The following is a 22,846-nucleotide window of genomic DNA, read 5'->3' as shown; positions in this document are numbered from 1 at the left end:
CGGATACTCATTATGGACACGATTCTTAATCTTATTAATCAGTTTTCAGATTTTATCTGGACTTATCCGATGCCGGTTTTATTAGTCAGTCTCGGTATCTGGCTGACTATTAAATTCCGTTTTAAATACCAGCTTAATTTTCGTTTTAATATTAAAAATACCTATGGCGGATTATTTAAGAAAAAAAATGCCGGTGAACAAATTCAGGGTACGGGATCGGTGTCCAGTTTTGCCGCCGCCTGTACCGCGCTGGCGAATACCGTGGGTATCGGCAGTATCGGCGGGGTGGCAACCGCGATTACGATGGGCGGGCCGGGCGCGATATTCTGGCTTTGGTTCTCCGCCTTTTTCGGAATCGCAACGAAAGCCTGTGAAATTATTCTCGGCCAGCGTTACCGCGTCAAATATGAAAAATCGATGGATGAATATGTCTGTGACCGTTCATTTGTGATGGAACATGCACTGGGCTGGAAAAAAGGTGCGGTTGCATTGTCGGTGTGCTGTTTTATGCTCGGGCCGTGGACATGTCTGGTGCAAAGTGAATCCGCAACATCTTCTATCGAAGAAGCGTTTAATGTCGACAGTTATCTGACATTGCTGGTGATGGTTATTTTTATTGCCAGTGTCATTATCGGCGGATTAAAAGGTATTTCCTCCAAAATGGAAAGTGTGGTGCCGAAACTGGCGATCACCTATCTGACCGTCGCGGTGATTCTGCTGGTGATGAATTATGATCAGATCCTGTCTGCATTTGCCCTGATCTTTAAATCGGCCTTTTCACCGGCTGCCGGTGTCGGCGGATTTGCCGGGGCAACCGTGATGGAAGCCATCCGTTTCGGGATCGCGCGGGGGATTTATTCCAATGATGCCGGAACCGGCTACGGTATTGTGGCACATGCGGCAGCAACAACGGATCACCCGATCCGCCAGTCCAGCTGGGGTTTTGGCGAGGTTTTCCTGACCATTATTATCTGTACCGTGACGGCGCTGGCTATTCTGACCACCAATGTCTGGGTGGATTACGCCGGTATCACCTCATCACGCCTGACCACGCTGGCATTTAAAGTGACATACGGTGATGCAGGCAGCTGGTTTATGGCGATATTTATTACTCTGCTGGCCTGTACGACGACCATCGGTATGTATTTTACCTGTGAGAAAGCGGTTAACTTTTTCTTCGGGGATACCAAAGCCAATAAAATCGCGAAAAACCTGTACCGGGTTTATTATCTGGCGCCGATTGTGTTATTTACGAACCTTCAGGCTGATATTTTATGGGCGCTGACGGATATTCTGAGTGCGGTTTATGTGCTGATCACCATGACATTAATACTGAGCAGACGAAAAGAGATTTTCCGGTTGTTTAATGATTTCTGGGATCGCTATATTCCGGCGAAAAATGCCGGGCAGGATGTGCCGCCGGTAACTTACTGTAAGCGGATAGACTAAAAAAACAAGGCCGGTATTCACCGGCCTTCAGGCCGTTGACAAACCCGCAGGGGTTGGCGACGACCGCCAGAGGTTGTAAAAATAAACCAGGAAAATCAATCTGTTGATTTTCGACTGATAACACAAAGCAGGAAAAACCGCGTTTTATCCTGCTTTGTCAGCAATCTCAAGGCCGGTATTCACCGGCCTTTTTACATCATCGTCCCAGATATTTATCCCAGTCTTTCCAGACCGGCTGAAGACCGGCGGCCAGCAGGGCATCGGCGACCTGCTGCGGAGAGCGGTTATCATGCGGACTGAACTGCTCCAGTTCCGGATCATCATCTTCGGCGTAGCCGCCGGGCTGGGTCCGGGAACCGGCGCTGACCTGGTTTATCGCCACCGGCACCATATGATCACGGAAATACGGTGATTCGCGGGTGGAGAGAGACAGTTCAATATCCGGTGCGAACAGGCGGAAAGCACAGATAAGCTGTACCAGCTCCGTTTCATTCATCAGGGATTCCGGCTCAATACCACCTGCGCACGGGCGCAGACGCGGGAAAGAGATGGAATAACGGGCTTTCCAGTAGCGCTGACGCAGATAATGCAGATGCTCCGCGACCATATAGCAATCTGTCCGCCACTGTCCGGACAGACCGATCAGCGCGCCGAGGCCGATCTTGCTGATCCCGGCCTGACCGAGACGATCCGGTGTCTGTAACCGCCAGTGAAAATCCTGTTTTTTCCCTTTCAGATGGTGCCGCTGATAGGTGCTTTCATGGTAGGTTTCCTGATACACCATCACCCCGTCCAGCCCCAGCGTGCGCAGTTCGGCGTATTCCTCTGTCGCCATCGGCTGCACTTCCATCATCATGGTACTGAAATAATCGCGGATCAGCGGGAATGTTTCACGGAAGTAGTCCATTCCCACTTTGCGCTGATGTTCGCCGGTGACCAGCAGCAGGCTGTCAAACCCGAGGGCTTTTATCGCCCTGCATTCTGTATGGATTTCTTCCGGTGTCAGGGTCTTGCGTTTAATGTGGTTGCTCATGGAGAAACCACAGTAAGTGCAGTCATTGGCACACAGATTAGAGAGATAAAGCGGGACATACATTCCGACGACATGGCCGAAACGCTGACGGGTCAGCGTCTGTGCTTTCTGCGCCATCACTTCGAGATACGGACGGGCGGCAGGGGAAATCAGCGCCATAAAATCCGCCGTGGTCAGCGTGTCCGCACTCAGTGCCCGTTCGACATCGCGGGCAGTTTTGCTGTTGAGTTGCAGGGTGAGATCATCCCAGTCCAGCAGCCGCCAGTGATCGCTGAAGGTTGTTTCACGCATCACAACGCCTCCAGAAATGAGGTCAGCGGGCTGGATGCCGATGCCTGCTGCTGCTTCGGCGCAAGTCCGGCTTCCCGGGCCAGCAGTCCGGCCTCAACGGCCTGGCGGAACGCTTTCGCCATGATGACCGGCGAGCGGGCAACCGCCATGGCGGTGTTGACCAGCACGGCGTCCGCGCCCAGTTCGATGGCTTCCAGGGCGTGCCCGGGCGTGCCAATCCCAGCATCAATCACTACCGGAACCGTTGCCTGCTCAATAATAATGCGCAGCATGTCGCGGGTCTGTAATCCCTGATTGGAGCCGATAGGTGCCCCCAGCGGCATAACGGCTGCGCATCCGGCTTCCTGCAACCGGCGGCATAACACCGGGTCCGCACTGCAATAAGGCAGGACAACAAAGCCCTCTTTTACCAGTATTTCTGCCGCTGCCAGGGTTTCAACCGGGTCCGGCAGCAGGTAACGGGTATCGGGGTGGATCTCCAGTTTGATCCAGTTGGTGCCGAGTGCTTCCCGCGCCAGTTGTGCGGCAAAGACCGCTTCCCGGGCGTTATTCGCCCCGGAGGTATTCGGCAGCAGTTTAATACCGAGTTCACGGAGCGGGGCGAGGATATCATCGTGTCCTTGTGTCAGATCGATGCGCTTCATCGCCATGGTGACTAACTGGCTGCCGGAGGCGGCAATGGCTTCCTGCATCACCCGGCTGCTGGTGTATTTCCCGGTGCCGGTAAATAAATGAGATGTAAATGTAGTATCTGCAATCGTCAGCATGATTAACCTCCTGCGATAGCCTGAAAAAGTAAAATCTGATCGCCGTCGCGGACAACGTGTTCTGACCAGCAGCCGCGGACAACAATGGTCTGATTGACCGCGACAGCCATACCCGCCGCCGGGCGGCCGAGGGATGCCAGCAGTTCACTGACGGTGACAGGAGCATCAAAATTCATGATCTCGTCATTAACCGTTATGCGCATGCGGCTGCCTCCTGACATACAGGGCAACCGGTATCCCGCCGTAGTTGCAGTGTGCTCCAGCTTTGCTGTCTGCCGTCGAAGAGACGTAATTTTCCGTTCAGCGGGGAGGGTAATCCGGCCAGCAGTTTAATCGCTTCCAGCGCCTGGAGCGTGCCGATCACGCCGACAACCGGACCGAGAACACCGGCGGTGCGGCAGTTGCGTTCCGGAATCACATCATCGGGATAAAGACAGCAGTAACAGCCGTGCTCAAACGGTGGCTGCAACACCAGAAGCTGTCCGCTGAATCCGACCGCACTGCCGCTGACCAGGGTTTTTTGCTGCGTGACACAAGCGGTATTGATAGCATGGCGGGTCGCCATGTTATCGGTACAGTCGAGGACAATATCCGCTGTCTGTACAATATGTTGCAGCGTTTCCCCGGTCTGGCGTTCGGTGATCACATTGAGTGTCAGTGCGGGATTCAGCGCCCGCAGACGCGCCGCTGCGGTACGGGCTTTATTGTCCGGCACATCGGCTTCGGTATATAAAATCTGACGCTGAAGATTGGAGAGATGCACTTCATCATCATCAATCAGTGTCAGCTCACCGACACCGGCCGCAGCCAGATACAGCGCTGCAGGTGAGCCCAGTCCGCCGAGGCCGGTGATCACCGCATGAGACCGTTTGAGTTTCAGCTGGCCTTCCGGGCCGATATCCTCCAGCAGCAGCTGGCGGCTGTAGCGCATAAAGTCGTGATCATTCAGCATGGTTAACCTCCTGATGCTCTGTGATTTCCCCGGTCAGTATCATCAGTTGCCGGGTGGCGGTCTGCCAGTCAGCGGCTTTGGTGATCGCACTGACCACCGCAATGCCGCCGACCCCGGTGGCAGCAACAGCAGGAGCACGATCAAGGGAAATACCGCCGATGGCGACCAGCGGGAAATCCGGCGTGGCGGCAACCTGGCGGGCTAAGTTTTCTAATCCCTGCGGGGAAGAAGGCATGATTTTGGTTTGTGTCGGGAAAATATGTCCCAGTGCGATATAGGAGGGATGCAGCGCTTTGGCGCGCTGCAATTCCGTATCATCGTGAGTGGAAATCCCGAGACGCAGCCCGGCCTGCTGAATAGCCCGCAGGTCGGCAATATCCAGATCTTCCTGGCCGAGATGCACACCATAAGCACCGTGTTTTATCGCCGGGCGCCAGTAATCGTTGATAAACAGCCGCGCCTGATACTGTTTTCCCAGCGCGACGGCGGTGCGGATCTGCTCATCCACCTGTGCATCGGTTTTGTCTTTGATGCGTAACTGAATGGTCCGCACACCGTATGCCAGCAGCCGCTCAATCCATACCAGCGAATCCACTACCGGATACAGCCCTAGTTTATGTTCCGTCCGGGCAAACGGCGCGTCAGGCAGATTCATCGATACGCTCCTCTGCACTGTGATACAGCTCGCTGCCTTTGGCACGGAAGGCGTCAGACATCTCTTCCATCCCGGCGGCGTAGTCGCGGACTTCCTGTGAGATTTTCATTGAACAGAATTTCGGCCCGCACATGGAACAGAAATGCGCGACTTTTCCGGATGCCTGCGGCAGCGTTTCATCGTGGTAAGTCCGGGCGGTTTCCGGATCCAGCGCCAGATTGAACTGATCTTCCCAGCGGAATTCGAAACGTGCTTTTGACATCGCGTTATCGCGGATTTGGGCTCCCGGATGCCCCTTGGCAAGATCGGCGGCGTGCGCAGCGATTTTATAGGTGATAAGTCCTTGTTTAACGTCTTCTTTATTCGGCAGACCGAGATGCTCTTTCGGTGTGACATAACAGAGCATCGCGCAACCGAACCAGCCGATCAGTGCCGCGCCGATACCGGACGTGAAGTGGTCATAACCCGGCGCGATATCGGTGGTCAGCGGCCCCAGCGTGTAGAACGGTGCTTCGTGGCAATGCTCCAGCTCTTCCGTCATGTTTTTGCGGATCATCTGCATCGGCACATGACCCGGGCCTTCAATCATCACCTGCACATCATATTCCCACGCGATTTTGGTCAGTTCGCCGAGGGTATGCAGTTCCGCAAACTGAGCTTCGTCGTTGGCATCCTGAATTGACCCCGGACGCAGACCATCACCGAGAGACAGCGCCACATCATAGGCCGCACAGATTTCACAGATGTCACGGAAGTGCTGATACAGGAAGTTTTCCTGATGATGAGACAGGCACCATTTCGCCATAATCGAGCCGCCGCGTGACACAATGCCGGTCAGGCGTTTTGCGGTCATCGGCACATAGCGCAGCAGAACCCCGGCGTGAATGGTGAAGTAATCCACCCCTTGTTCCGCCTGCTCCAGCAGCGTATCGCGGAACATTTCCCAGGTCAGATCTTCGGCCACACCGTTCACTTTTTCGAGAGCCTGATAGACCGGTACGGTACCGATAGGCACCGGGCTGTTACGCAGTATCCATTCGCGGGTTTCGTGAATATAACGGCCGGTGGAGAGATCCATCACCGTATCTGCCCCCCAGCGGGTGGACCAGACCAGTTTTTCCACTTCTTCTTCAATGGAGGAGGTGACAGAGGAGTTGCCGATATTGGCATTCACTTTCACCAGGAAATTACGGCCGATAATCATCGGTTCGGATTCCGGGTGGTTAATATTGGACGGGATAATGGCACGTCCGGCGGCGACTTCATCGCGGACAAACTCCGGCGTGATGTTATCCGGCAGATTGGCGCCGAAATGCTGTCCCGGATGCTGTTGCAGCAGGACTTCGCCACGGATACGTTCACGTCCCATATTTTCGCGGATGGCGATAAATTCCATCTCAGGGGTAACAATCCCTTTCCGGGCATAATGCAGCTGCGTCACGCATTTTCCGGCTTTGGCTTTCAGCGGCGCCGGACGATCCGGGTAGCGCAGATGATCCAGTCCGTTATCAGCCAGCCGGTCACGGGTAAAATCAGAACTCAGATGTGTCACTGCTTCGGTATCACCCCGCTCTGCAACCCATTGTTCACGCAGACGGGCAAGACCGGCGCGGACATCCAGTTTCACCTGCGGGTCTCCATATGGCCCGGCGGTGTCATAAACCGGTACCGGTTCATTCTCTTCATACTGCGGATTGGCCTTGTCACCGCCGATCAGTGTGGCTGACAGGGCAATTTCCCGCATCGGCACACGAATATCCGGGCGGGAGCCGGTGAGATAAATACGGGACGAATTCGGGAAATTGACGCCTTTCAGCGTGCTGATATATTCCTCAGCCGCGTCGCGCTGCTCACGGCGGGTACGGGCTTTGGAGGGAGCTGCGGTTTCCGCGCCCGGGGAGAGATCAGTGGTATCAATACGTTGTTCACGGGACATAGCAAATTCCTTACAGTGAAACCGGCAACGCCGGAAGAAAAAGTGAGAAATTGCTTGTCTGGAGGTGCGTCAGGAGTAATGCGTGATAACCGGCTGTACACAACATCCGCATGGCGGCGGCTGAAAAACGGCGGTTAAAAAAGGAAAGATTACTCTTGTTCCCTTCGCGGGTACTAACCCGATCAGGTTCCGCGGATCCCGAATTAACGGTCTCAGCCCGATTTATCACAGAGATAAATGCTGGGCACTCCGACAAGAAAGATTTCAGTATAAGAAGCTGCCCGGAAACTACAACCTTTTTATAACATCATTTATTTACCTGAAGCGTTCCCGATCATTCCCCTCTGATAGTCAGCAGTTACACCGCAGTGGCTAAATATAAAAAAAATTAAATTAAAACTGATAATTTCCGGCCAGTTGCCGATGTTTTCTGTCGGCGTGCCTTATTACGGCATATTAAGAAAAGATATTTGGTTATTTATTGGCCTTATTGATTGCTTTCTGCATCAGGAAAAAAAATGAATCTTAAAAATATGACGATCCGGGTCAGGTTATCTGTCACATTCGGTGTTCTGATCGCCATTCTGGCGCTGGTTTCCGGGATGGCGGTTATGAACCTGTACAAAGACAAGGAGATGTTCACGGATTACGTCAACGGGACATATGCACTTCAGGTTCAGGCGTATGAAGTCCGCCATGCAACGGAAGAGCGGGCGATCATGCTGCGGGATATGATCAATTCGACTGATAAGAAAGATAAAACAGAAGAACTGAACCGTTTTGAAGAAGAAGACGGGAAAGTGAGTGAAAGAACTCAGACGCTGCTGGATATGGTTAATGAGTTCGGTATGGATCCGCAGGGGCGGGACCTGCTTGATAAAATGATAGCGGATGAAAAACACTATGCCGCCGTGACCCGGGAAGTACTCGCACTGGATAAGCAGGGCCGGCATGAGGAAGCCATTGCGAAAATGATGGATGCGGAATATGCGGCATCGGATGCCTATATCCTGTCATTCCGTGCCAGCAGAGATCACGGCACTGAAACCGGTAATCAGCTTATTCAGCAGTTTAATACGAATTTTGAGCGTCAGAGCAACATTATTCTGGTGTTCGCACTGCTGGCATTAACGCTGGCGATTGTTTCCGGGGTGATGATTATCCGGAACCTGACCCGTGCGCTGGGTGCCGAACCCGCACAACTGAAAGAAGTGGCTGAACGTGTCGCTTCCGGTGATCTGTCGCCGTCCGATGAAACGCATCCGGTTCCGGACGGTAGCGTGCTGAGTACCCTGAAGGCAATGCAGAGGAATCTGGCCGGTATCGTCGGTACAGTGCGTAATAACAGTGACAGTATTGTGACCGGGACAATGCAGATAACCAGCGGTAATGCGGATCTGAGTCAGCGCACGGAATCCCAGGCCAGCAGTCTGCAACAGACAGCGGCATCAATGGAACAGCTGTCTGCCACGGTGAAAAGCAGTGCGGAGATTGCCGCCAAAGCGAACATGATGGCAGCGGAAGCGTCTGAAACAGCCCGTCACGGTGGTGAGAAAGTGGATCTGGTTATTCATGCCATGCAGGATATCTCACACTCTTCACGGACAATCACTGACATTATCGGTGTGATTGATTCCATTGCATTCCAGACCAATATCCTTGCTCTGAACGCAGCGGTGGAAGCCGCACGTGCCGGTGAACACGGGCGCGGTTTTGCTGTGGTATCCGGCGAAGTCCGGACACTGGCACAGCGTAGTGCACAGGCGGCCGGTGAAATAAAAAATCTGATTAATACCAGTGTTGAACAGGTGGATGCCGGCAGTAAGCTGGTGGCAGAAGCCGGTGAATCGATGCAGGTGATTGTCACTCAGACACAAGGCGTCAGCCAGATGATTGACGAGCTGACACTGGCGGCGAATGAGCAGTCTCAGGGTATTTCGCAGGTCGGGATTGCTGTGCAGCAGATTGATGAGGTCACACAGCAGAATGCCGCGCTGGTGGTTGAAAATGCGGCCGCAGCGGAAAGCCTGCATCAGCAGGCGGGGCAGCTCATGCAGGTCATGACCCAATTCAGACTGGGAAGCAGCGCTGCCTGATCCGGCTGATACCCGCTGACGTATCTTCGGCTGCGGGTATCATATTTATCAGTGACGGGCAGGAAGATTAGCTGTTTATTGTGTTTAATGACCACGTCAGCTGCATCCAACCCTGTTTTTCTGCCTCTGCCTGCAATACCGGGTCGGCGTTGACCGTCAGCACATCGGTGGCATAGCGGCACAGCGGTAAATCGTTGGCGGAATCGGTATAAAAAATCGTACGTTCCGGTAAAAACTGGCGAATATCCAAAAAGTTAGCCAGTTTTTCTACTTTGCCTTCACGGAAAGTGGTGATCCCCTGTAATGCGCCGGTGTAATGGTCATCTTTGATTTCCAGTTCGATACCAAACGCCAGATTCACCCCCAGCATCTTCGCCACCGGTTTGACAATAAAATCGGCGGTGGCGGAAATAATAATCACCGGTACGCCGTGTTCTTTGTAAAACGCGAGGGTTTTGATGGCATCCGGGTAGACCAGCGGGCGCACTTTGCTTTCGGTAAACTCAGCCACCCATTCATCAATCTGTGCAACGGTGGCATTACCCAATGCCTTAAGGCTGAAGGCCATATACGCGGCCATATCCAGCTTCCCGGCGCTGTAATCTGCCATCATCTGCTTATCTGCGGCAAAAAAGGCCGGATCAGTGATAATGCCTTTCTCCCACAGATAGTCTGTCCATAACAGGCTGCTGTCCGCAGCGATTAAGGTGTGATCGAGGTCGAAAACCGCTAATGTTGACATGACGTTCCTTTAATTAACTGACGGGGCAAGGGCGCGGATTTCATTTTTATTAAACATCAGCTCCAGCTGTGTGCCCTGTTCAAACAGCCGCTCAGAGGAGCGGTTCAGCAGATCCACGGTCAGTGCGCCCATTCCGGTATCCACCTGATAACGAATAATATTGCCCAGTAACTGACTGTCACGGATTGTACCTGAAACCGGACGGGAAATGTGTTCTCCGTACTGTCTTCCGGCCTCGCGGACATAAATGGACTCCGGGCGGATCGCCACAATGCCGCTGAGATCCAGGCCGAGCAGGCTGTTGGCGTTGTGTGCGTTCACCAGATTGTAATGACCCATAAAACGCGCGACAAACTCATTGGCGGGCTGGGTGTAGAGGTTTTCAGCCGTATCACTCTGCACGATTTCACCTTTGTTCATCAGGAAGATACGGTCTGACATCAGCATCGCTTCCTCCTGGTCGTGGGTGACAAAAATCGTGGTCAGATTCAGTTCCCGCTGGATCTGACGGATTTGCTGACGCAGGTGTTTGCGGATTTGCGCATCCAGCGCGGAGAGCGGTTCATCCAGCAGCAGGATACGTGGTTTCATCACCAGTGCCCGTGCGAGCGCCACCCGCTGACGCTGGCCGCCGGAAAGCTGATGCGGCAGATGCTGTTCTTTTCCTTTCAGACCCACCAGCTCAATCACTTCTGCAACGGCTTTGCGCTGTTCATTTTCCGGGATTTTCTGCATCTTCAGACCGAAAGCAATGTTGCGTTCGGTCGTCATATTCGGGAACAGCGCATAGCTCTGAAACACCATGCCGATCTCCCGCTGCTGTGGCGGAGATAGTGTAATATCATGTTTATTCACATAAATTCTGCCGTCATTGACAGGCTCCAGCCCGGCGAGACAGCGCAGCAGAGTGGATTTACCGCAGCCGCTCGGGCCGAGCAGGGTAATAAATTCCCCTTTGCTGACAGAAAAATTCAGACCGGAAAAGACCGGGGTGGCAGCAAAGGATTTTGTCAGGTTTTCAGTAATTACATAGCTCATCGGTGATTCCTCAGCGGCTTAAGCGTGTTGCGATCAGGGTCAGGATCAGAGTGAAAATAAAGTAGCTCATCACCAGGGCAGAGGTGAAATGCCCGCTGGTCTGACGCATGTTGTAGAGATAGATTTGCAGGGTTTCGTAACGGGTGCCGACCAGGATATTGGCAAATACAAACTCACCGAACAGGAAAGAGAACGCGATCAGCAATGACACCAGCAGTCCTTTGCGGATATTCGGCACCACCACCAGCAGAAATGCTTTAAAAGTACCTGCGCCGAGCAGATGAGCGGCATCCAGCAGGTCTTTCAGCGGCACGCCGTTCAGGCTGTTGGCCAGCGCCCGGTACATAAACGGCAGGGTGATGGTGAAATAGGTACCGATCAGAATCCACGGTGTACCGGCAATCGGCAGCGGCCCGTCAGCAAACAGTTGCAGCAATCCGACGGAGGAGACGACCGGGGGTACCGCGAACGGCAGAATAATCAGGATCTCCATCAGCCCTTTCAGCCGCGGGAAATAATAAAATACGGCAAATACCAGCGGCAGGATCACCAGCGTGCTGAGAGCGAGTGTGACAAAACAGATAAACAGCGAGCGGCCGAATGCCGCGACGAAACGCGGGTCCTGCCACAGCTTCAGATACCACTGTAACGTCAGGCCGTCCGGCAGCACCGTGGCGCCCCAGCGGGTGGAAAAGGAATACACCAGTGTCGCGATAATCGGTAACAGCAGCAGGATCACAATCAGGCTGAGCATGAATTTGTGATAACGCGGCATGGACGGCGGATTGAGTGTGAGATCAGCACTTGGCATGGTAACTCCGTTTCAGCAGCCAGTGATAGACAGCAGTGATGAATCCAAGGATAACCATCAGCAGGACAGAAAGCGCTGCTGCCATATTCGGTTCCAGGAACAGGTCGCCGGACACCAGGCTGGCGATACGGATGGTCACCATATTGTAGTTCCCGGTAGTCAGCGCATAGGTGGAGGCATAAGCGCCGGCAGCATTGGCAAACAGAATGATAAACGTACCGAGCAGTGCCGGAGAGAGCACCGGCAGCGCGACATAACGCCAGTAGGCGAGGCGGCCGGCTCCCATGGTTTTGGCTGCATCTTCCCATTCCGGTTTCAGGGCATCAAAGGCCGGATAGAGCAGCAGAATTCCCAGCGGGATCTGAAAATAGAGGTAAATCAGCATCAGTCCGGAAGCGCTGTAGAGATTGAAATCCTGAATTATTCCCCAGGCTTTCAGTTGCAGGGTGATAGCGCCGTTGACGCCGAGAATAATGATAAAGGCAAACGCCAGCGGCACACCGCTGAAATTGCCGGTCATGTTAGTGAAAGCAATCAGCCAGCGGCGCGGACGCGGCGGGGCGTGCTGTAAGGAAGCGGCGAACAGCATCGCGAGGAGAAGCCCGCCGACCGCCGATATCCCGGAAATCCACAGCGTGTTTTCGAAGGACTGAATATAAAAAGGGCTGCTGAAGATTTCGGTGAAATTGCCCAATGACCAGGCATCTTCATACACGAAGCTGTTGATAATCACCCATAACATCGGCGCAAGCTGGAAAAGCGTGAACAGCAGCGCGGCAGGGAGCAGTAACAGCATCGGTTTCAGCGGCAGACGGCGTGACAGAGAGCGGGTATGTTGCTTACTTTTCATCGCGGTCAGCTCCGGCAGAATATCAGCCATGGTGTGTCTCCCGCAGCAGGCGCGGTGCAGCAGCTTTATTATGTCCGCTCAGGCCGAGCAACCGGCAGACAGTGCCGCACAGTTGTGTCTGCTGCACCGGGAGGTCTGCTTCGTGAGAGAATGCATCACCAACAACAAACAGCGGCACCGCACGCTCTTCATCCAGAATTCCGCCGTGGGAGCGATCATTATTCATGCCGTGGTCAGCCGTGACGAGCACCTGATAACCCGCTTCAATCCACGCAGGCAGATACGCGGAGAGCAGGCCGTCTGCACGGCGGGCACTGTTGCGGTACTGCTGTGAATCACCGCCGAATTTATGTCCGGCATCATCAATATTCATCGGGTGAATAAGCAGAAAGTCGGGATGGTATTGGCGGCGTAAATATTCCGCATCGAGAAATAAATGATCGTCCGGATAGTGATCCGCCTGATAAAAACAGCCGTGTTGTATTGCAAGCGAATCATCATGAGTGAAGCGGTCACGGACGGCATCAAACGGCGTACGGTTATACAGCTCACTGACCCAGTGATAAGCAGCGGCAGCGGTGGTTTTTCCGGCTTTTTGTGCGAGGGAGAAAATACTGTCGTTGTGTGACAGACGTACCACCTGATTGTGCACCACGCCGCTGTCAACCGGACGCACGCCGGTCAGAATACATTCATAGAGCGGGCGGGAGAGTGAGGGCAGTTCACAGTTCAGGCGGTACAGTGTGGCGTCCCCGGATTCGGCTAACCCCTGCATAAAGCCCATGCAGTCATGGGCTGTGCGGTAGTTTAGGCCATCCAGAACAACCAGGATAACAGGGTTATTCATTGTCATTCCGTTAATTCATGTTGATGATAACGTTCTGCTGCCACAGCTTCGGCAACTGGCGGGAGGTTTTTTCCCAGCCGTCAAAATCGGTAATCGGTTTGGCGTTGCTGTACTGGGATTCAGGCAGCAGTTTGGCTTTGATATCGTCCGGCAGGGTCAGATGTGCAGCGCGGATCGGGCGGGCATAGCCTTCGGCCAGGTTGAGTTGTCCTTTATCACTGAAGATAAATTCACGGGCCAGTTTGGCGGCGTTCGGGTTCTTCGCGTATTTGTTGATGATAGTGGTGTAACCGGAGGTGACTGAACCGTCAGACGGGATCACCACGGTAAAGCGTTTGGCATCAATCTGGTCGCGGTAGTTAAGGGCGTTGAAATCCCACATTACCGCCACTTCCACTTCGCCTTTTTCCAGGTTTGCCACGCTCGGGTCATTCAGGGATAAACGTTTTTGTTTGGCGAGATCCGCAAACAATTCAATCGCAGGCTGAATATTGGTTTCATTACCGCCGAGGGCAAAGGCTGCGGAAAGCACACCGCTGTTGGCCTGTGCTGCGATACCGACATCACCGATAGTCACGCGGTAGTTACCGTTGCGCAGATCGGCCCAGCTTTTCGGTTGTTCTTTGACAAGGTCATTATTGATAATGAATGCAATGGTGCCGGTATAGGCCAGTGCCCAGTTACCGTCTTTATCTTTTGCCCAGTCCGGGATTTGATCCCAGGTGGTCGGTTTGTAAGGCTGCACCACATCTTTCTGTACGGCGACAGGGCCGAAAGCGGCACCCACATCCCCGATATCCGCAGTGGCATTATTTTTTTCAGCGGCGAACTTGGCAATTTCCTGGGCGGAGCTCATATCGGTATCCTGATGGCGGATACCGTAGAGTTTTTCAAGATCAGCCCAGGTGCCTTTCCAGTTAGCCCAGGTATCCGGCATCCCGACACTGTAAACCACGCCCTCTTTTTTGGCTGCGGCAATCAGTTCTTCAGGAATGGTATTTTGCCCGGCAGAAAAAGCAGAGAAAGAGGCAGTAACCGCTGCGGCGGTCAGTACTAGTTTGGCAGAAGGAAAGCGTGTCATAAAACCCTCGTCAGTTAACTGATTCAGTATCAGTGGTGTGGCTAGGGTATGACGCGTTTGTGACAGGCAACTGACATCGGTGTGACACTTTTCTGACAGCCGGGTGACACGGAAAAACATCCCCCGTTCTGCTGAGTATTCTCCCGGCAAAGGGAGTATGATTTAATCCATTATTATTTCATTAACATGATGTCTCTATTATGCAGCAGATTTTAACAGGCAATGAAACCGGTTACTGGGTGATCAGCGCGGATAACCGCGTCTGGCTGCCGGAAGGACAACTGCCGGAGGGCAGTGCGGCACAATGGATGCTGACCGGGAAACCGGCCGTGCGTATCGGGGAGTGGCAGGGGCTGCCGGTCTGGCTTATCCGCGAAAAAATGCGTTCTGATATGTGTTCCCCACGCGTTATTGCCGCAGATAATGATGATCTTTTCAAAATGGCCGGACGCGGCGTGCAGCTGGCGGAATTTTACCGCTCACACCGCTATTGCGGCTATTGCGGCGCAGCCATGAAATACAGTGCAAGTGAGTGGGCGTGTCTGTGTGACAGCTGCCGCGAACGTTACTATCCGCAGATAGCGCCCTGTATTATTGTCGGCATCCGCCGTCATGACTCTATACTGCTGGCACAGCACCGCCGCCACAAAAGTGCGCCGCTGTTTACCGTGCTCGCCGGGTTTGTCGAAGTCGGCGAAACTCTGGAAGAAGCCGTTGCCCGTGAGGTGATGGAAGAGAGCCGGATTGAGATTCAGAATATCCGTTATGTCTCTTCGCAGCCGTGGCCGTTCCCGCACTCGCTGATGATGGGATTCCTGGCGGATTACGCGGACGGTGAAATTCATCACGATCCGTCAGAACTGCTCAGCGCAGACTGGTACCGGTATGATAATCTGCCGGTTATTCCGCCGCCGGATACCATCGCCCGCCGTCTGATTGAAGATACCGTCGCATTGTGCCGACAGGATGACGAAGACGCGTAACACCGCCCTGACCCCGGACGACAGGCGTGTTACAATGGGTTTTATTCAGGACGTCAATACGTTACGCGGCCAACAACTTTTTGGAGTCTGTCATGAGTGAACTGAAAAACGACCGCTATCTGCGGGCATTACTGCGTCAGCCGGTGGATATAACCCCTGTGTGGATGATGCGTCAGGCCGGGCGCTATCTGCCTGAATATAAAGCCACCCGCGAACAGGCGGGGGATTTTATGGCACTGTGCAAAAACACCGAACTGGCCTGTGAAGTCACCCTGCAACCGCTGCGTCGTTTCCCGCTGGATGCGGCAATTCTCTTTTCCGATATTCTGACTATTCCTGATGCGATGGGTCTCGGGCTCTATTTTGAAACCGGCGAAGGGCCGCGTTTTGTCCATCCGATCCAGAATGCCCGCGATGTTGAAAAACTGCCGGTACCGGACCCGGAGCAGGAACTCGGTTATGTCATGAATGCCGTACGCGCCATCCGCAAAGCCCTGAACGGCGATGTGCCGCTGATCGGTTTCTCCGGCAGCCCGTGGACACTGGCTACTTATATGGTGGAAGGCGGCAGCAGCAAAGCCTTTACCAAAATCAAAAAGATGATGTACGCCGAACCGCAGACCCTGCATCTGCTGCTGGATAAACTGGCAGACAGTGTGATCCTCTATCTCAACGCGCAGATTAAAGCCGGTGCGCAGTCCGTGATGATTTTTGACACCTGGGGCGGGGTACTGACCGGGCGTGATTACCGTGAGTTTTCACTCAATTACATGCATAAGATTGTCGATGGTCTGATCCGTGAAAATGACGGGCGCCGTGTGCCGGTTACGCTGTTCACCAAAGGCGGCGGACAGTGGCTGGAAGCGATGGCGGAAACCGGCTGTGATGCCCTGGGGCTGGACTGGACCATGGATATCGCGGATGCCCGCCGCCGGGTCGGTAATAAAGTAGCCTTACAGGGCAATATGGACCCGTCCATGCTCTATGCGCCGCCTGCCCGCATTGAAGCGGAAGTGGCATCTATCCTGGCCGGGTTCGGGCAGGGGGAAGGCCATGTGTTCAACCTCGGACACGGCATCCACCAGGATGTTCCGCCTGAGCATGCCGGCGCATTTGTTGAGTCTGTTCATCGTCTGTCAGCCAAATACCATCAGGGCTGATCACTGACAGATAACGGAGGTCACCATGACAGCCATTGACACCCGCGCCCTGAAAGCCCGGCAGACGGAACTGGCACAACAGGTCAGTCTGCAGGATGTGCCTCTCAGTCCCCGCTATATTGCGGGGGTGGATGTCGGCTTTGAGGACGGGGGAAATGTCACACGGGCTGCCGTGGTGATCCTCACCTGGCCTGAGCTGGAGGTGGCGGAGTATCAGACCGCCCGCATCCCCACACAACTGCCCTATATTCCGGGGCTGCTCTCCTTCCGTGAAATTCCCGCTGCACTTGCTGCCTGGGAAAAGCTGACCTTAAAACCTGAACTGGTGCTGGTGGACGGCCAGGGGCGTGCTCATCCGCGCCGTCTCGGCGTCGCCGGGCATCTCGGGGTACTGCTGGATTTACCTGCGATTGGTGTTGCCAAGAGCCGGTTATGCGGTACGTTTGAACCGCTGGCGGAAGAGGCCGGGGCGCAGTCGCTGCTGACAGACAAAGGTGAGCCGCTCGGCTGGGTCTGGCGCAGCAAAAACCGTTGCAATCCGTTGTTTATTTCACCGGGTCATCATATGAGTATTGATACCGCGCTGACCTGGGTAAAAGCCCTGACACGCGGCTATCGCCTGCCTGAACCGACCCGCTGGGCTGATGGTATTGCCTCAAATCGAACGTTTTTTGTCCGGTTGAAGCAGAAATTTCCCGATTTTCCACGTAAAGATGTGGATATCACGGATTTTCAGGTAAACTGCGGCTCACGTCAGAGTAACGAGTAAAGCGGAATGTTAAAGAACCCGATCCATTTACGGCTGGAAAAACTGGAGAGCTGGCAGCATCTCACCTTCGCGGCATGTCTGTGCGAGAGAATGTACCCGAATTATGCCGTTTTCTGTCAGCAGACCGGGTTTACCGATCCGTCACTTTACCGGCGTATTCTGGATCTCATCTGGGAAATCCTGACGGTCAAAGATGCAAAAGTGAACTTTGATAATCAGCTGGAAAAGCTGGAAGATGTCATCCCTGATGCAGATAACTATGATATTTACGGTGTGTATCCGGCGATTGATGCCTGTGCGGCACTCAGTGAGCTTATCCATACCCGCCTGAGCGGGGAAACACTGGAACATGCTATTGCGGTCAGTGAGATTTCAGTCGGCACTGTCGCCGTACTGGAAATGACACATGCCGGACGCGAAATGTCCGACGACGAATTAAATGAATTGTCCGCTGTTGAAGAAGAGTGGGACATTCAGTGGGAAATTTTCCGCTTATTGGCCGCCTGCGAAGAGCGCGATATTGAGTTGATAAAAGGCTTGAAATCCGATCTCCGTGATGCGGGGATCAGCAATATTGGTGTTAGTTTAGGCGATTAAATCAAAAAACGTGATTTAAGCCTATAAATGCCGGTGTTAAAGGCTTCACAATTGCCCCGTCTCTGGTCTACAGTGGGGGGCGAAAAGAAGTGGCTATCGGGGCGCGTGTATCAGGGCTGTCAAATGGCACATCCGACGCACTCGATGCTTTGCAAACGATAAACACACTGTAAGGATATTTTATGAATAAGACTCAATTGATTGATGCTATCGCAGAAAAAGCAGAGCTGTCTAAAGCACAAGCTAAAGCAGCGCTGGAATCAACTCTGGCTGCCATCACTGACTCTCTGAAAGAAGGCGATGCTGTACAATTAGTTGGCTTCGGTACTTTTAAAGTTAACCATCGTGCAGAGCGTACTGGCCGTAACCCGCAGACCGGTAAAGAAATCAAAATTGCAGCAGCAAACGTGCCTGCTTTCACTGCCGGTAAAGCACTGAAAGACGCAGTAAAATAATTGCGTTGCAAAAACAGATTGATAGAGGGGGATTTCGTCCCCTTTTGTTGATCAGACAGGGGCTGCTTGCACTGGGCTTTGGCTCATTGCTCAGCGCCTGCTCTGTTCAGCCTGATCTTCCTCCCTTCAGCGCATCCGGCTATATCGCGGATGACGGCGCTGTCAGAATGTGGCGTCTCAACGCTGATAATCAGCCCCGTGTCCTGATGAGTGTCTTCAGTCCCTATCACAGCGGACAACAAACCGTCGTCACCGTTTATGAATACCGCAGAGGTCAGCTCTGGCAGATCCGTTCAGAATATCTGGGCGATAACGGCTTTTCCGAACAGTTACGGCTGGATCACGAAGGCAATGCTATCTTTATGCAGCGTGAAAAAGACGGCCATAAATCTCCGCTGACAGCAGATGAAATCACGCGGATGACCTTTGTGGCAGGCAGACAACTGACGCTGAACAGCGCGCTGGTGATTGGTGATATCCGTCTGAAGCAGGGACAGTGGCGTGACAGCTATGTCACGGATTGTCAGGGTAACAAATCGTATATTGAATTTGATGCGAAAACAGAACAGTTTCTGGCGAAGCGTCAGCGCAGCAGCGCATCACCTATCTATATTGCATGGCTGGATTCACCGGAAGGACGGGAAATTCTGCTGGCGGCAAATGATAACTTCTGTAAATGGGAACCTACGGAAGATTCACTGTAAATCTCCCGCAGGTTATTAACGCTGTTTACTTATTCAGGCGGGCAATCGCCCGGTAACCGATATCACTGCGGCAAAACGCATCATTCCAGTGAATGTGTTGCAGCGCGGCATAAGCCTGTTTCTGTGCCTGAGCAATATCCTCACCCAATGCCGTCACACACAATACCCGGCCGCCATCAGTCACTACGGCGCCATTTTTCAGTGCTGTCCCGGCCTGGAAGACTTTGCAGTTTGCTTCCTGAATATCCAGACCTTCAATAACATCACCTTTACGGTAATCACCCGGGTAACCCCCGGCTGCCATGACCACACCGAGTGCCGGACGCGGGTCCCACTGTGAAGTTTTACCGGCCAGTTTCCCTTGCGCACCGGCCAGACAGAGCTCAACCAAATCTGACTGCAACCGCATCATGATCGGCTGGGTTTCCGGATCACCAAAGCGGCAGTTGAATTCGATAACTTTCGGCTCGCCCTGTTCATCAATCATCAGCCCTGCATATAAAAAGCCCTGATAGGTATGACCTTCTGCCGCCATGCCTTCAACCGTCGGGTAAATCACTTTCTCCATCACACGCTGATGAACGGCATCGGTCACCACCGGTGCCGGGGAGTAAGCGCCCATGCCGCCGGTGTTCGGCCCGGTGTCATTGTCACCGACCCGTTTGTGATCCTGGCTGGTTGCCATCGGTACCACATTTTTACCGTCCACCATGACGATAAAACTGGCTTCCTCGCCGGTCAGGAACTCTTCAATCACAATACGGTGCCCGGCATCCCCGAAGGCATTGCCGGCCAGCATGTCATGTACCGCGTCCTGTGCTTCTTTCAGGGTCATGGCGACGATCACGCCTTTACCGGCCGCCAGGCCGTCAGCTTTGATCACCACCGGCGCACCGGTTTTGTCCAGATAAGCCAGTGCCGGTTCAATCTCAGTAAAGTTCTGATAGTCTGCCGTCGGGATGTGGTGACGCGCCAGAAAATCTTTGGTAAATGCTTTGGAACCTTCCAGTTGTGCGGCACCTTTTGACGGGCCGAAGATTGTCAGACCCGCAGCCTTGAATGCATCAACCACACCCAGCACCAGCGGGGCTTCCGGGCCGACAATGGTCAGGCCGATATTATTGGCGCGGGCAAACGCGACCAGCCCGTCAATATCTGTCGCACTGATATCCACATTGGTCAGATTCGGTTCCTGTGCGGTACCGGCGTTACCGGGCGCGACATAGACATTTTTTGCCAGCGGGGATTGGGCGGCTTTCCAGGCCAGCGCGTGCTCGCGTCCGCCATTACCGATAATCAGGATATTCATAAGTCAGCTCCGGGTATTAATGACGGAAATGGCGCATGCCGGTGAAAATCATCGCGATATTGTGTTCATCCGCTGCGGCAATGACTTCATCATCACGGATAGAACCGCCCGGCTGGATCACACAGGTAATGCCGACAGCGGCTGCCGCATCAATACCATCGCGGAACGGGAAGAACGCATCGGATGCCATGGCGCATCCCGCCACTTCCAGTCCTTCATCACCGGCTTTGATCCCGGCAATCTTCGCGGAGTAAACCCGGCTCATCTGCCCGGCACCCACGCCGATGGTCATATTATTCTTAGCGTAAACAATGGCATTGGATTTAACAAACTTCGCCACTTTCCAGCAGAACAGCGCATCTTTCAGTTCTTTCTCTGTCGGCTGACGTTTGCTGACCACTTTCAGATCGTCATCGCTGACCATCCCGAGATCACGATCCTGCACCAGCAGGCCGCCGTTCACCCGTTTGAAATCAAGGGCTGCAACCGGATGCTGCCACTGACCGCAGGTCAGCACGCGGACATTCTGTTTGGCGGCGAGTACCGGCAGGGCGTCTGCCGCGACAGACGGGGCAATAATCACTTCCACAAACTGACGTCCGGTAATTTCTGCTGCTGTTTTGGCATCCAGTTCACGGTTAAACGCAATAATACCGCCGAAAGCGGAGGTCGGGTCAGTTTTAAAGGCGTTGTCATAAGCGGTCAGTAAGGTATCAGCAACAGCCACACCACACGGGTTGGCGTGCTTGACGATCACACAGGCCGGCTTATCAAACTGTTTCACACATTCAAGTGCGGCATCAGTATCAGCAATATTATTATAAGAGAGGGCTTTACCCTGTAACTGTACGGCAGTACTGATAGACGCTTCCTGAATATTCTCTTCTATATAGAAAGCTGCATTCTGATGGCTGTTTTCGCCGTAACGCATATCCTGCTTTTTAATAAAGTTGAGATTCAGGGTACGCGGGAACTGACCGGAAGGCTGAGTGGTATCGCCGAAGTACGGTTTTACCTTCTGACCGAAATAGTTGGCGATCATGCTGTCATAGGCTGCGGTATGCTCAAAGGCTTTGATCGCGAGATCAAAACGGGTATCGAAACTCAGGCTGTTTTGCCCGGCATCCATCTCGGCAATGATATTGCTGTAGTCACTGCTTTTTACCACAATCGCCACATCTTTATGGTTCTTCGCGGCGGAGCGCACCATGGTCGGGCCGCCGATATCAATATTTTCAACTGCATCTTCCAATGTGCAGCCGGGTTTTGCCACCGTTTCCGCAAACGGATAGAGATTCACAACCACCATGTCGATAGCAGAGATCTGATGCTTCGCCATAATCTCATCATCGGTGCCGCGGCGGCCGAGTATTCCGCCGTGTACTTTCGGATGCAGGGTTTTGACGCGTCCGTCCATCATTTCCGGAAAACCGGTGTAATCGGAGACTTCAGTCACCGGCAAACCGGCGTCAGCCAGCAGGCGGGCAGTACCGCCGGTTGATAACAATTCAACACCACGGGCGGAAAGTGCCTGAGCAAATTCAGTGATGCCGGTTTTGTCAGAGACACTGAGCAGGGCGCGACGGATTGGGCGAAGCTGTTGCATGAGTTTGGATCCCTTGAATTCAACGAATAGATGACAATAGGTTGCAGGTGAAATCGGTGTATCTCATAAGATTTCAAAACCCGGAGTAAAAAGCAACGGTACACGAATGCAGCAGATTGTAACGCAAACGTTTGCGTGATGCTTGTGAATTTTGTGATTTTTTACTGTCTGTGGATAACTTTGTGTGTAACCCGGTATAAACAGGGGTTTTGCTGGGGAATGCAGCAAACAGTCAGAAAATAGAAAATTAACACTTGTCTTCTGAAAGCGACTCCCTATAATGCACCTCCACTGACACGGAACAACGCGGTAACACGCGGTCCGGCAGGAAAAAAGAGAACGGCGGATAAGAAATTATTGCTTGACTCGAAGGGGCTGAAAACGTAATATACGCAGCCTCGCAACAACGCAGAAGACCGGCAACGGCAGCGAATGTTGCAACTGCTCTTTAACAATTTATCAGACAATCTGTGTGGGCACTCGCAGGACATATCACAAAAAATATTATTTTTGAGAAGTCTTGAAGAGTGACCAATACAGCAGCTTAGAAATAAGCAGCAGTAAACAGTTTAATTCTTTGAGCATCAAACACTTTTAATTGAAGAGTTTGATCATGGCTCAGATTGAACGCTGGCGGCAGGCCTAACACATGCAAGTCGGGCGGTAACAGGGAGAAGCTTGCTTCTCTGCTGACGAGCGGCGGACGGGTGAGTAA

Annotated in this window: 22 protein-coding genes, 1 rRNA gene and 1 riboswitch; of the genes, 9 read left to right on the top strand and 14 right to left on the bottom strand. The window is 53.2% G+C overall.

Annotated features, from left to right (window positions below; all coding sequences use genetic code 11):
• Positions 1-12 precede the first annotated feature (12 nt).
• A complete protein-coding gene (locus AAZR23_RS14060; RefSeq protein ID WP_166706871.1) occupies positions 13-1,449 on the top strand; it encodes an alanine/glycine:cation symporter family protein in 1,437 nt (478 codons plus the stop codon).
• A 196-nt stretch (positions 1,450-1,645) separates the two neighbouring features.
• Here the strand turns inward: AAZR23_RS14060 and thiH are convergent, their stop codons facing one another.
• From thiH to thiC, 6 genes are read right to left on the bottom strand one after another with little or no spacing between them, the layout of a single operon-like run.
• Positions 1,646-2,773, bottom strand: coding sequence for a 2-iminoacetate synthase ThiH (thiH, locus tag AAZR23_RS14055; RefSeq protein ID WP_166706872.1), 1,128 nt, complete (start codon positions 2,771-2,773; stop codon positions 1,646-1,648).
• Positions 2,773-3,540, bottom strand: coding sequence for a thiazole synthase (locus tag AAZR23_RS14050; protein ID WP_369451255.1), 768 nt, complete (start codon positions 3,538-3,540; stop codon positions 2,773-2,775). Before AAZR23_RS14050 ends, thiH begins: the two co-directional genes overlap by 1 nt.
• A 2-nt stretch (positions 3,541-3,542) precedes the next feature.
• Positions 3,543-3,743 carry a sulfur carrier protein ThiS gene (gene thiS / locus AAZR23_RS14045; protein WP_166706874.1) on the bottom strand — a complete coding sequence of 67 codons (201 nt, stop codon included), beginning with the start codon at positions 3,741-3,743 and terminating at the stop codon, positions 3,543-3,545.
• Positions 3,734-4,492 (bottom strand): HesA/MoeB/ThiF family protein, encoded by a 759-nt coding sequence (locus AAZR23_RS14040; protein ID WP_166706875.1) that lies wholly within the window; start codon positions 4,490-4,492, stop codon positions 3,734-3,736. Before AAZR23_RS14040 ends, thiS begins: the two co-directional genes overlap by 10 nt.
• Complete coding sequence (gene thiE, locus AAZR23_RS14035; protein ID WP_218427253.1) at positions 4,482-5,147, bottom strand: thiamine phosphate synthase; 666 nt, start codon at positions 5,145-5,147, stop codon at positions 4,482-4,484. Before thiE ends, AAZR23_RS14040 begins: the two co-directional genes overlap by 11 nt.
• Entirely contained in the window at positions 5,134-7,083 is a 1,950-nt protein-coding gene (gene thiC, locus AAZR23_RS14030) for a phosphomethylpyrimidine synthase ThiC (protein ID WP_434693290.1), read from the bottom strand. The genes thiE and thiC overlap by 14 nt, the downstream gene beginning before the upstream one ends.
• A gap of 142 nt (positions 7,084-7,225) precedes the next feature.
• Positions 7,226-7,345: riboswitch (TPP riboswitch) on the bottom strand.
• 256 nt (positions 7,346-7,601) lie between these two features.
• Between thiC and AAZR23_RS14025 the strand changes: the two genes are divergently transcribed.
• On the top strand, positions 7,602-9,179 hold the full coding sequence (locus tag AAZR23_RS14025; RefSeq protein WP_166706878.1) for a methyl-accepting chemotaxis protein: 1,578 nt from the start codon (positions 7,602-7,604) through the stop codon (positions 9,177-9,179).
• A 67-nt stretch (positions 9,180-9,246) separates the two neighbouring features.
• On the opposite strand, the gene AAZR23_RS14020 is transcribed toward AAZR23_RS14025, so the two are convergent.
• The 6 genes from AAZR23_RS14020 to AAZR23_RS13995 are packed head-to-tail and all read right to left on the bottom strand — an operon-like array spanning position 9,247 to position 14,548.
• Entirely contained in the window at positions 9,247-9,921 is a 675-nt protein-coding gene (locus tag AAZR23_RS14020) for an HAD family hydrolase (RefSeq protein ID WP_166706879.1), read from the bottom strand.
• Between the two features lie 9 nt (positions 9,922-9,930).
• On the bottom strand, positions 9,931-10,959 hold the full coding sequence (locus tag AAZR23_RS14015; RefSeq protein ID WP_434693286.1) for an ABC transporter ATP-binding protein: 1,029 nt from the start codon (positions 10,957-10,959) through the stop codon (positions 9,931-9,933).
• A 10-nt stretch (positions 10,960-10,969) separates the two neighbouring features.
• Complete coding sequence (locus AAZR23_RS14010) at positions 10,970-11,770, bottom strand: ABC transporter permease (RefSeq protein ID WP_434693283.1); 801 nt, start codon at positions 11,768-11,770, stop codon at positions 10,970-10,972.
• Entirely contained in the window at positions 11,757-12,620 is an 864-nt protein-coding gene (locus AAZR23_RS14005) for an ABC transporter permease (protein ID WP_434693555.1), read from the bottom strand. The genes AAZR23_RS14010 and AAZR23_RS14005 overlap by 14 nt, the downstream gene beginning before the upstream one ends.
• A gap of 22 nt (positions 12,621-12,642) precedes the next feature.
• Positions 12,643-13,467: an alkaline phosphatase family protein gene (locus AAZR23_RS14000; RefSeq protein ID WP_434693281.1), complete on the bottom strand. Its 825-nt coding sequence runs from the start codon at positions 13,465-13,467 to the stop codon at positions 12,643-12,645.
• A gap of 10 nt (positions 13,468-13,477) precedes the next feature.
• Positions 13,478-14,548, bottom strand: coding sequence for an ABC transporter substrate-binding protein (locus AAZR23_RS13995; RefSeq protein WP_046895360.1), 1,071 nt, complete (start codon positions 14,546-14,548; stop codon positions 13,478-13,480).
• 200 nt (positions 14,549-14,748) lie between these two features.
• Here AAZR23_RS13995 and nudC point away from each other — a divergent pair, with 200 nt between their 5' ends.
• The 6 genes from nudC to AAZR23_RS13965 all read left to right on the top strand — a co-directional run bounded on the left by nudC (position 14,749) and on the right by AAZR23_RS13965 (position 19,216).
• The gene (gene nudC, locus AAZR23_RS13990) at positions 14,749-15,531 is read left to right on the top strand and encodes an NAD(+) diphosphatase (protein WP_434693279.1); all 783 of its coding nucleotides are present in this window, start codon (positions 14,749-14,751) and stop codon (positions 15,529-15,531) included.
• A 92-nt stretch (positions 15,532-15,623) separates the two neighbouring features.
• Complete coding sequence (hemE, locus tag AAZR23_RS13985) at positions 15,624-16,691, top strand: uroporphyrinogen decarboxylase (RefSeq protein ID WP_166706885.1); 1,068 nt, start codon at positions 15,624-15,626, stop codon at positions 16,689-16,691.
• 25 nt (positions 16,692-16,716) lie between these two features.
• Positions 16,717-17,460 (top strand): deoxyribonuclease V, encoded by a 744-nt coding sequence (gene nfi / locus AAZR23_RS13980; protein ID WP_434693275.1) that lies wholly within the window; start codon positions 16,717-16,719, stop codon positions 17,458-17,460.
• Positions 17,461-17,466: 6 nt separating this feature from the next.
• Complete coding sequence (locus AAZR23_RS13975) at positions 17,467-18,057, top strand: YjaG family protein (RefSeq protein WP_107680683.1); 591 nt, start codon at positions 17,467-17,469, stop codon at positions 18,055-18,057.
• A gap of 182 nt (positions 18,058-18,239) precedes the next feature.
• Entirely contained in the window at positions 18,240-18,512 is a 273-nt protein-coding gene (gene hupA, locus AAZR23_RS13970) for a nucleoid-associated protein HU-alpha (protein ID WP_046895341.1), read from the top strand.
• A 44-nt stretch (positions 18,513-18,556) separates the two neighbouring features.
• Positions 18,557-19,216, top strand: coding sequence for a DUF1481 domain-containing protein (locus tag AAZR23_RS13965; protein ID WP_309297279.1), 660 nt, complete (start codon positions 18,557-18,559; stop codon positions 19,214-19,216).
• A 25-nt stretch (positions 19,217-19,241) separates the two neighbouring features.
• Here the strand turns inward: AAZR23_RS13965 and purD are convergent, their stop codons facing one another.
• The gene (gene purD / locus AAZR23_RS13960) at positions 19,242-20,525 is read right to left on the bottom strand and encodes a phosphoribosylamine--glycine ligase (RefSeq protein ID WP_166706887.1); all 1,284 of its coding nucleotides are present in this window, start codon (positions 20,523-20,525) and stop codon (positions 19,242-19,244) included.
• A 16-nt stretch (positions 20,526-20,541) separates the two neighbouring features.
• Positions 20,542-22,131 carry a bifunctional phosphoribosylaminoimidazolecarboxamide formyltransferase/IMP cyclohydrolase gene (purH, locus tag AAZR23_RS13955; RefSeq protein ID WP_283623328.1) on the bottom strand — a complete coding sequence of 530 codons (1,590 nt, stop codon included), beginning with the start codon at positions 22,129-22,131 and terminating at the stop codon, positions 20,542-20,544.
• 595 nt (positions 22,132-22,726) lie between these two features.
• Here purH and AAZR23_RS13950 point away from each other — a divergent pair.
• A 16S ribosomal RNA gene (locus AAZR23_RS13950) occupies positions 22,727-22,846 on the top strand; the annotation flags it as partial.

This window comes from Morganella sp. Je.2.23 (assembly GCF_051129855.1).
GTDB classification, from domain to species: domain Bacteria; phylum Pseudomonadota; class Gammaproteobacteria; order Enterobacterales; family Enterobacteriaceae; genus Morganella; species Morganella sibonii.
Note: the sequence above shows the minus strand (reverse complement) of the source record. Positions and strands in the feature narration are given on the sequence as shown.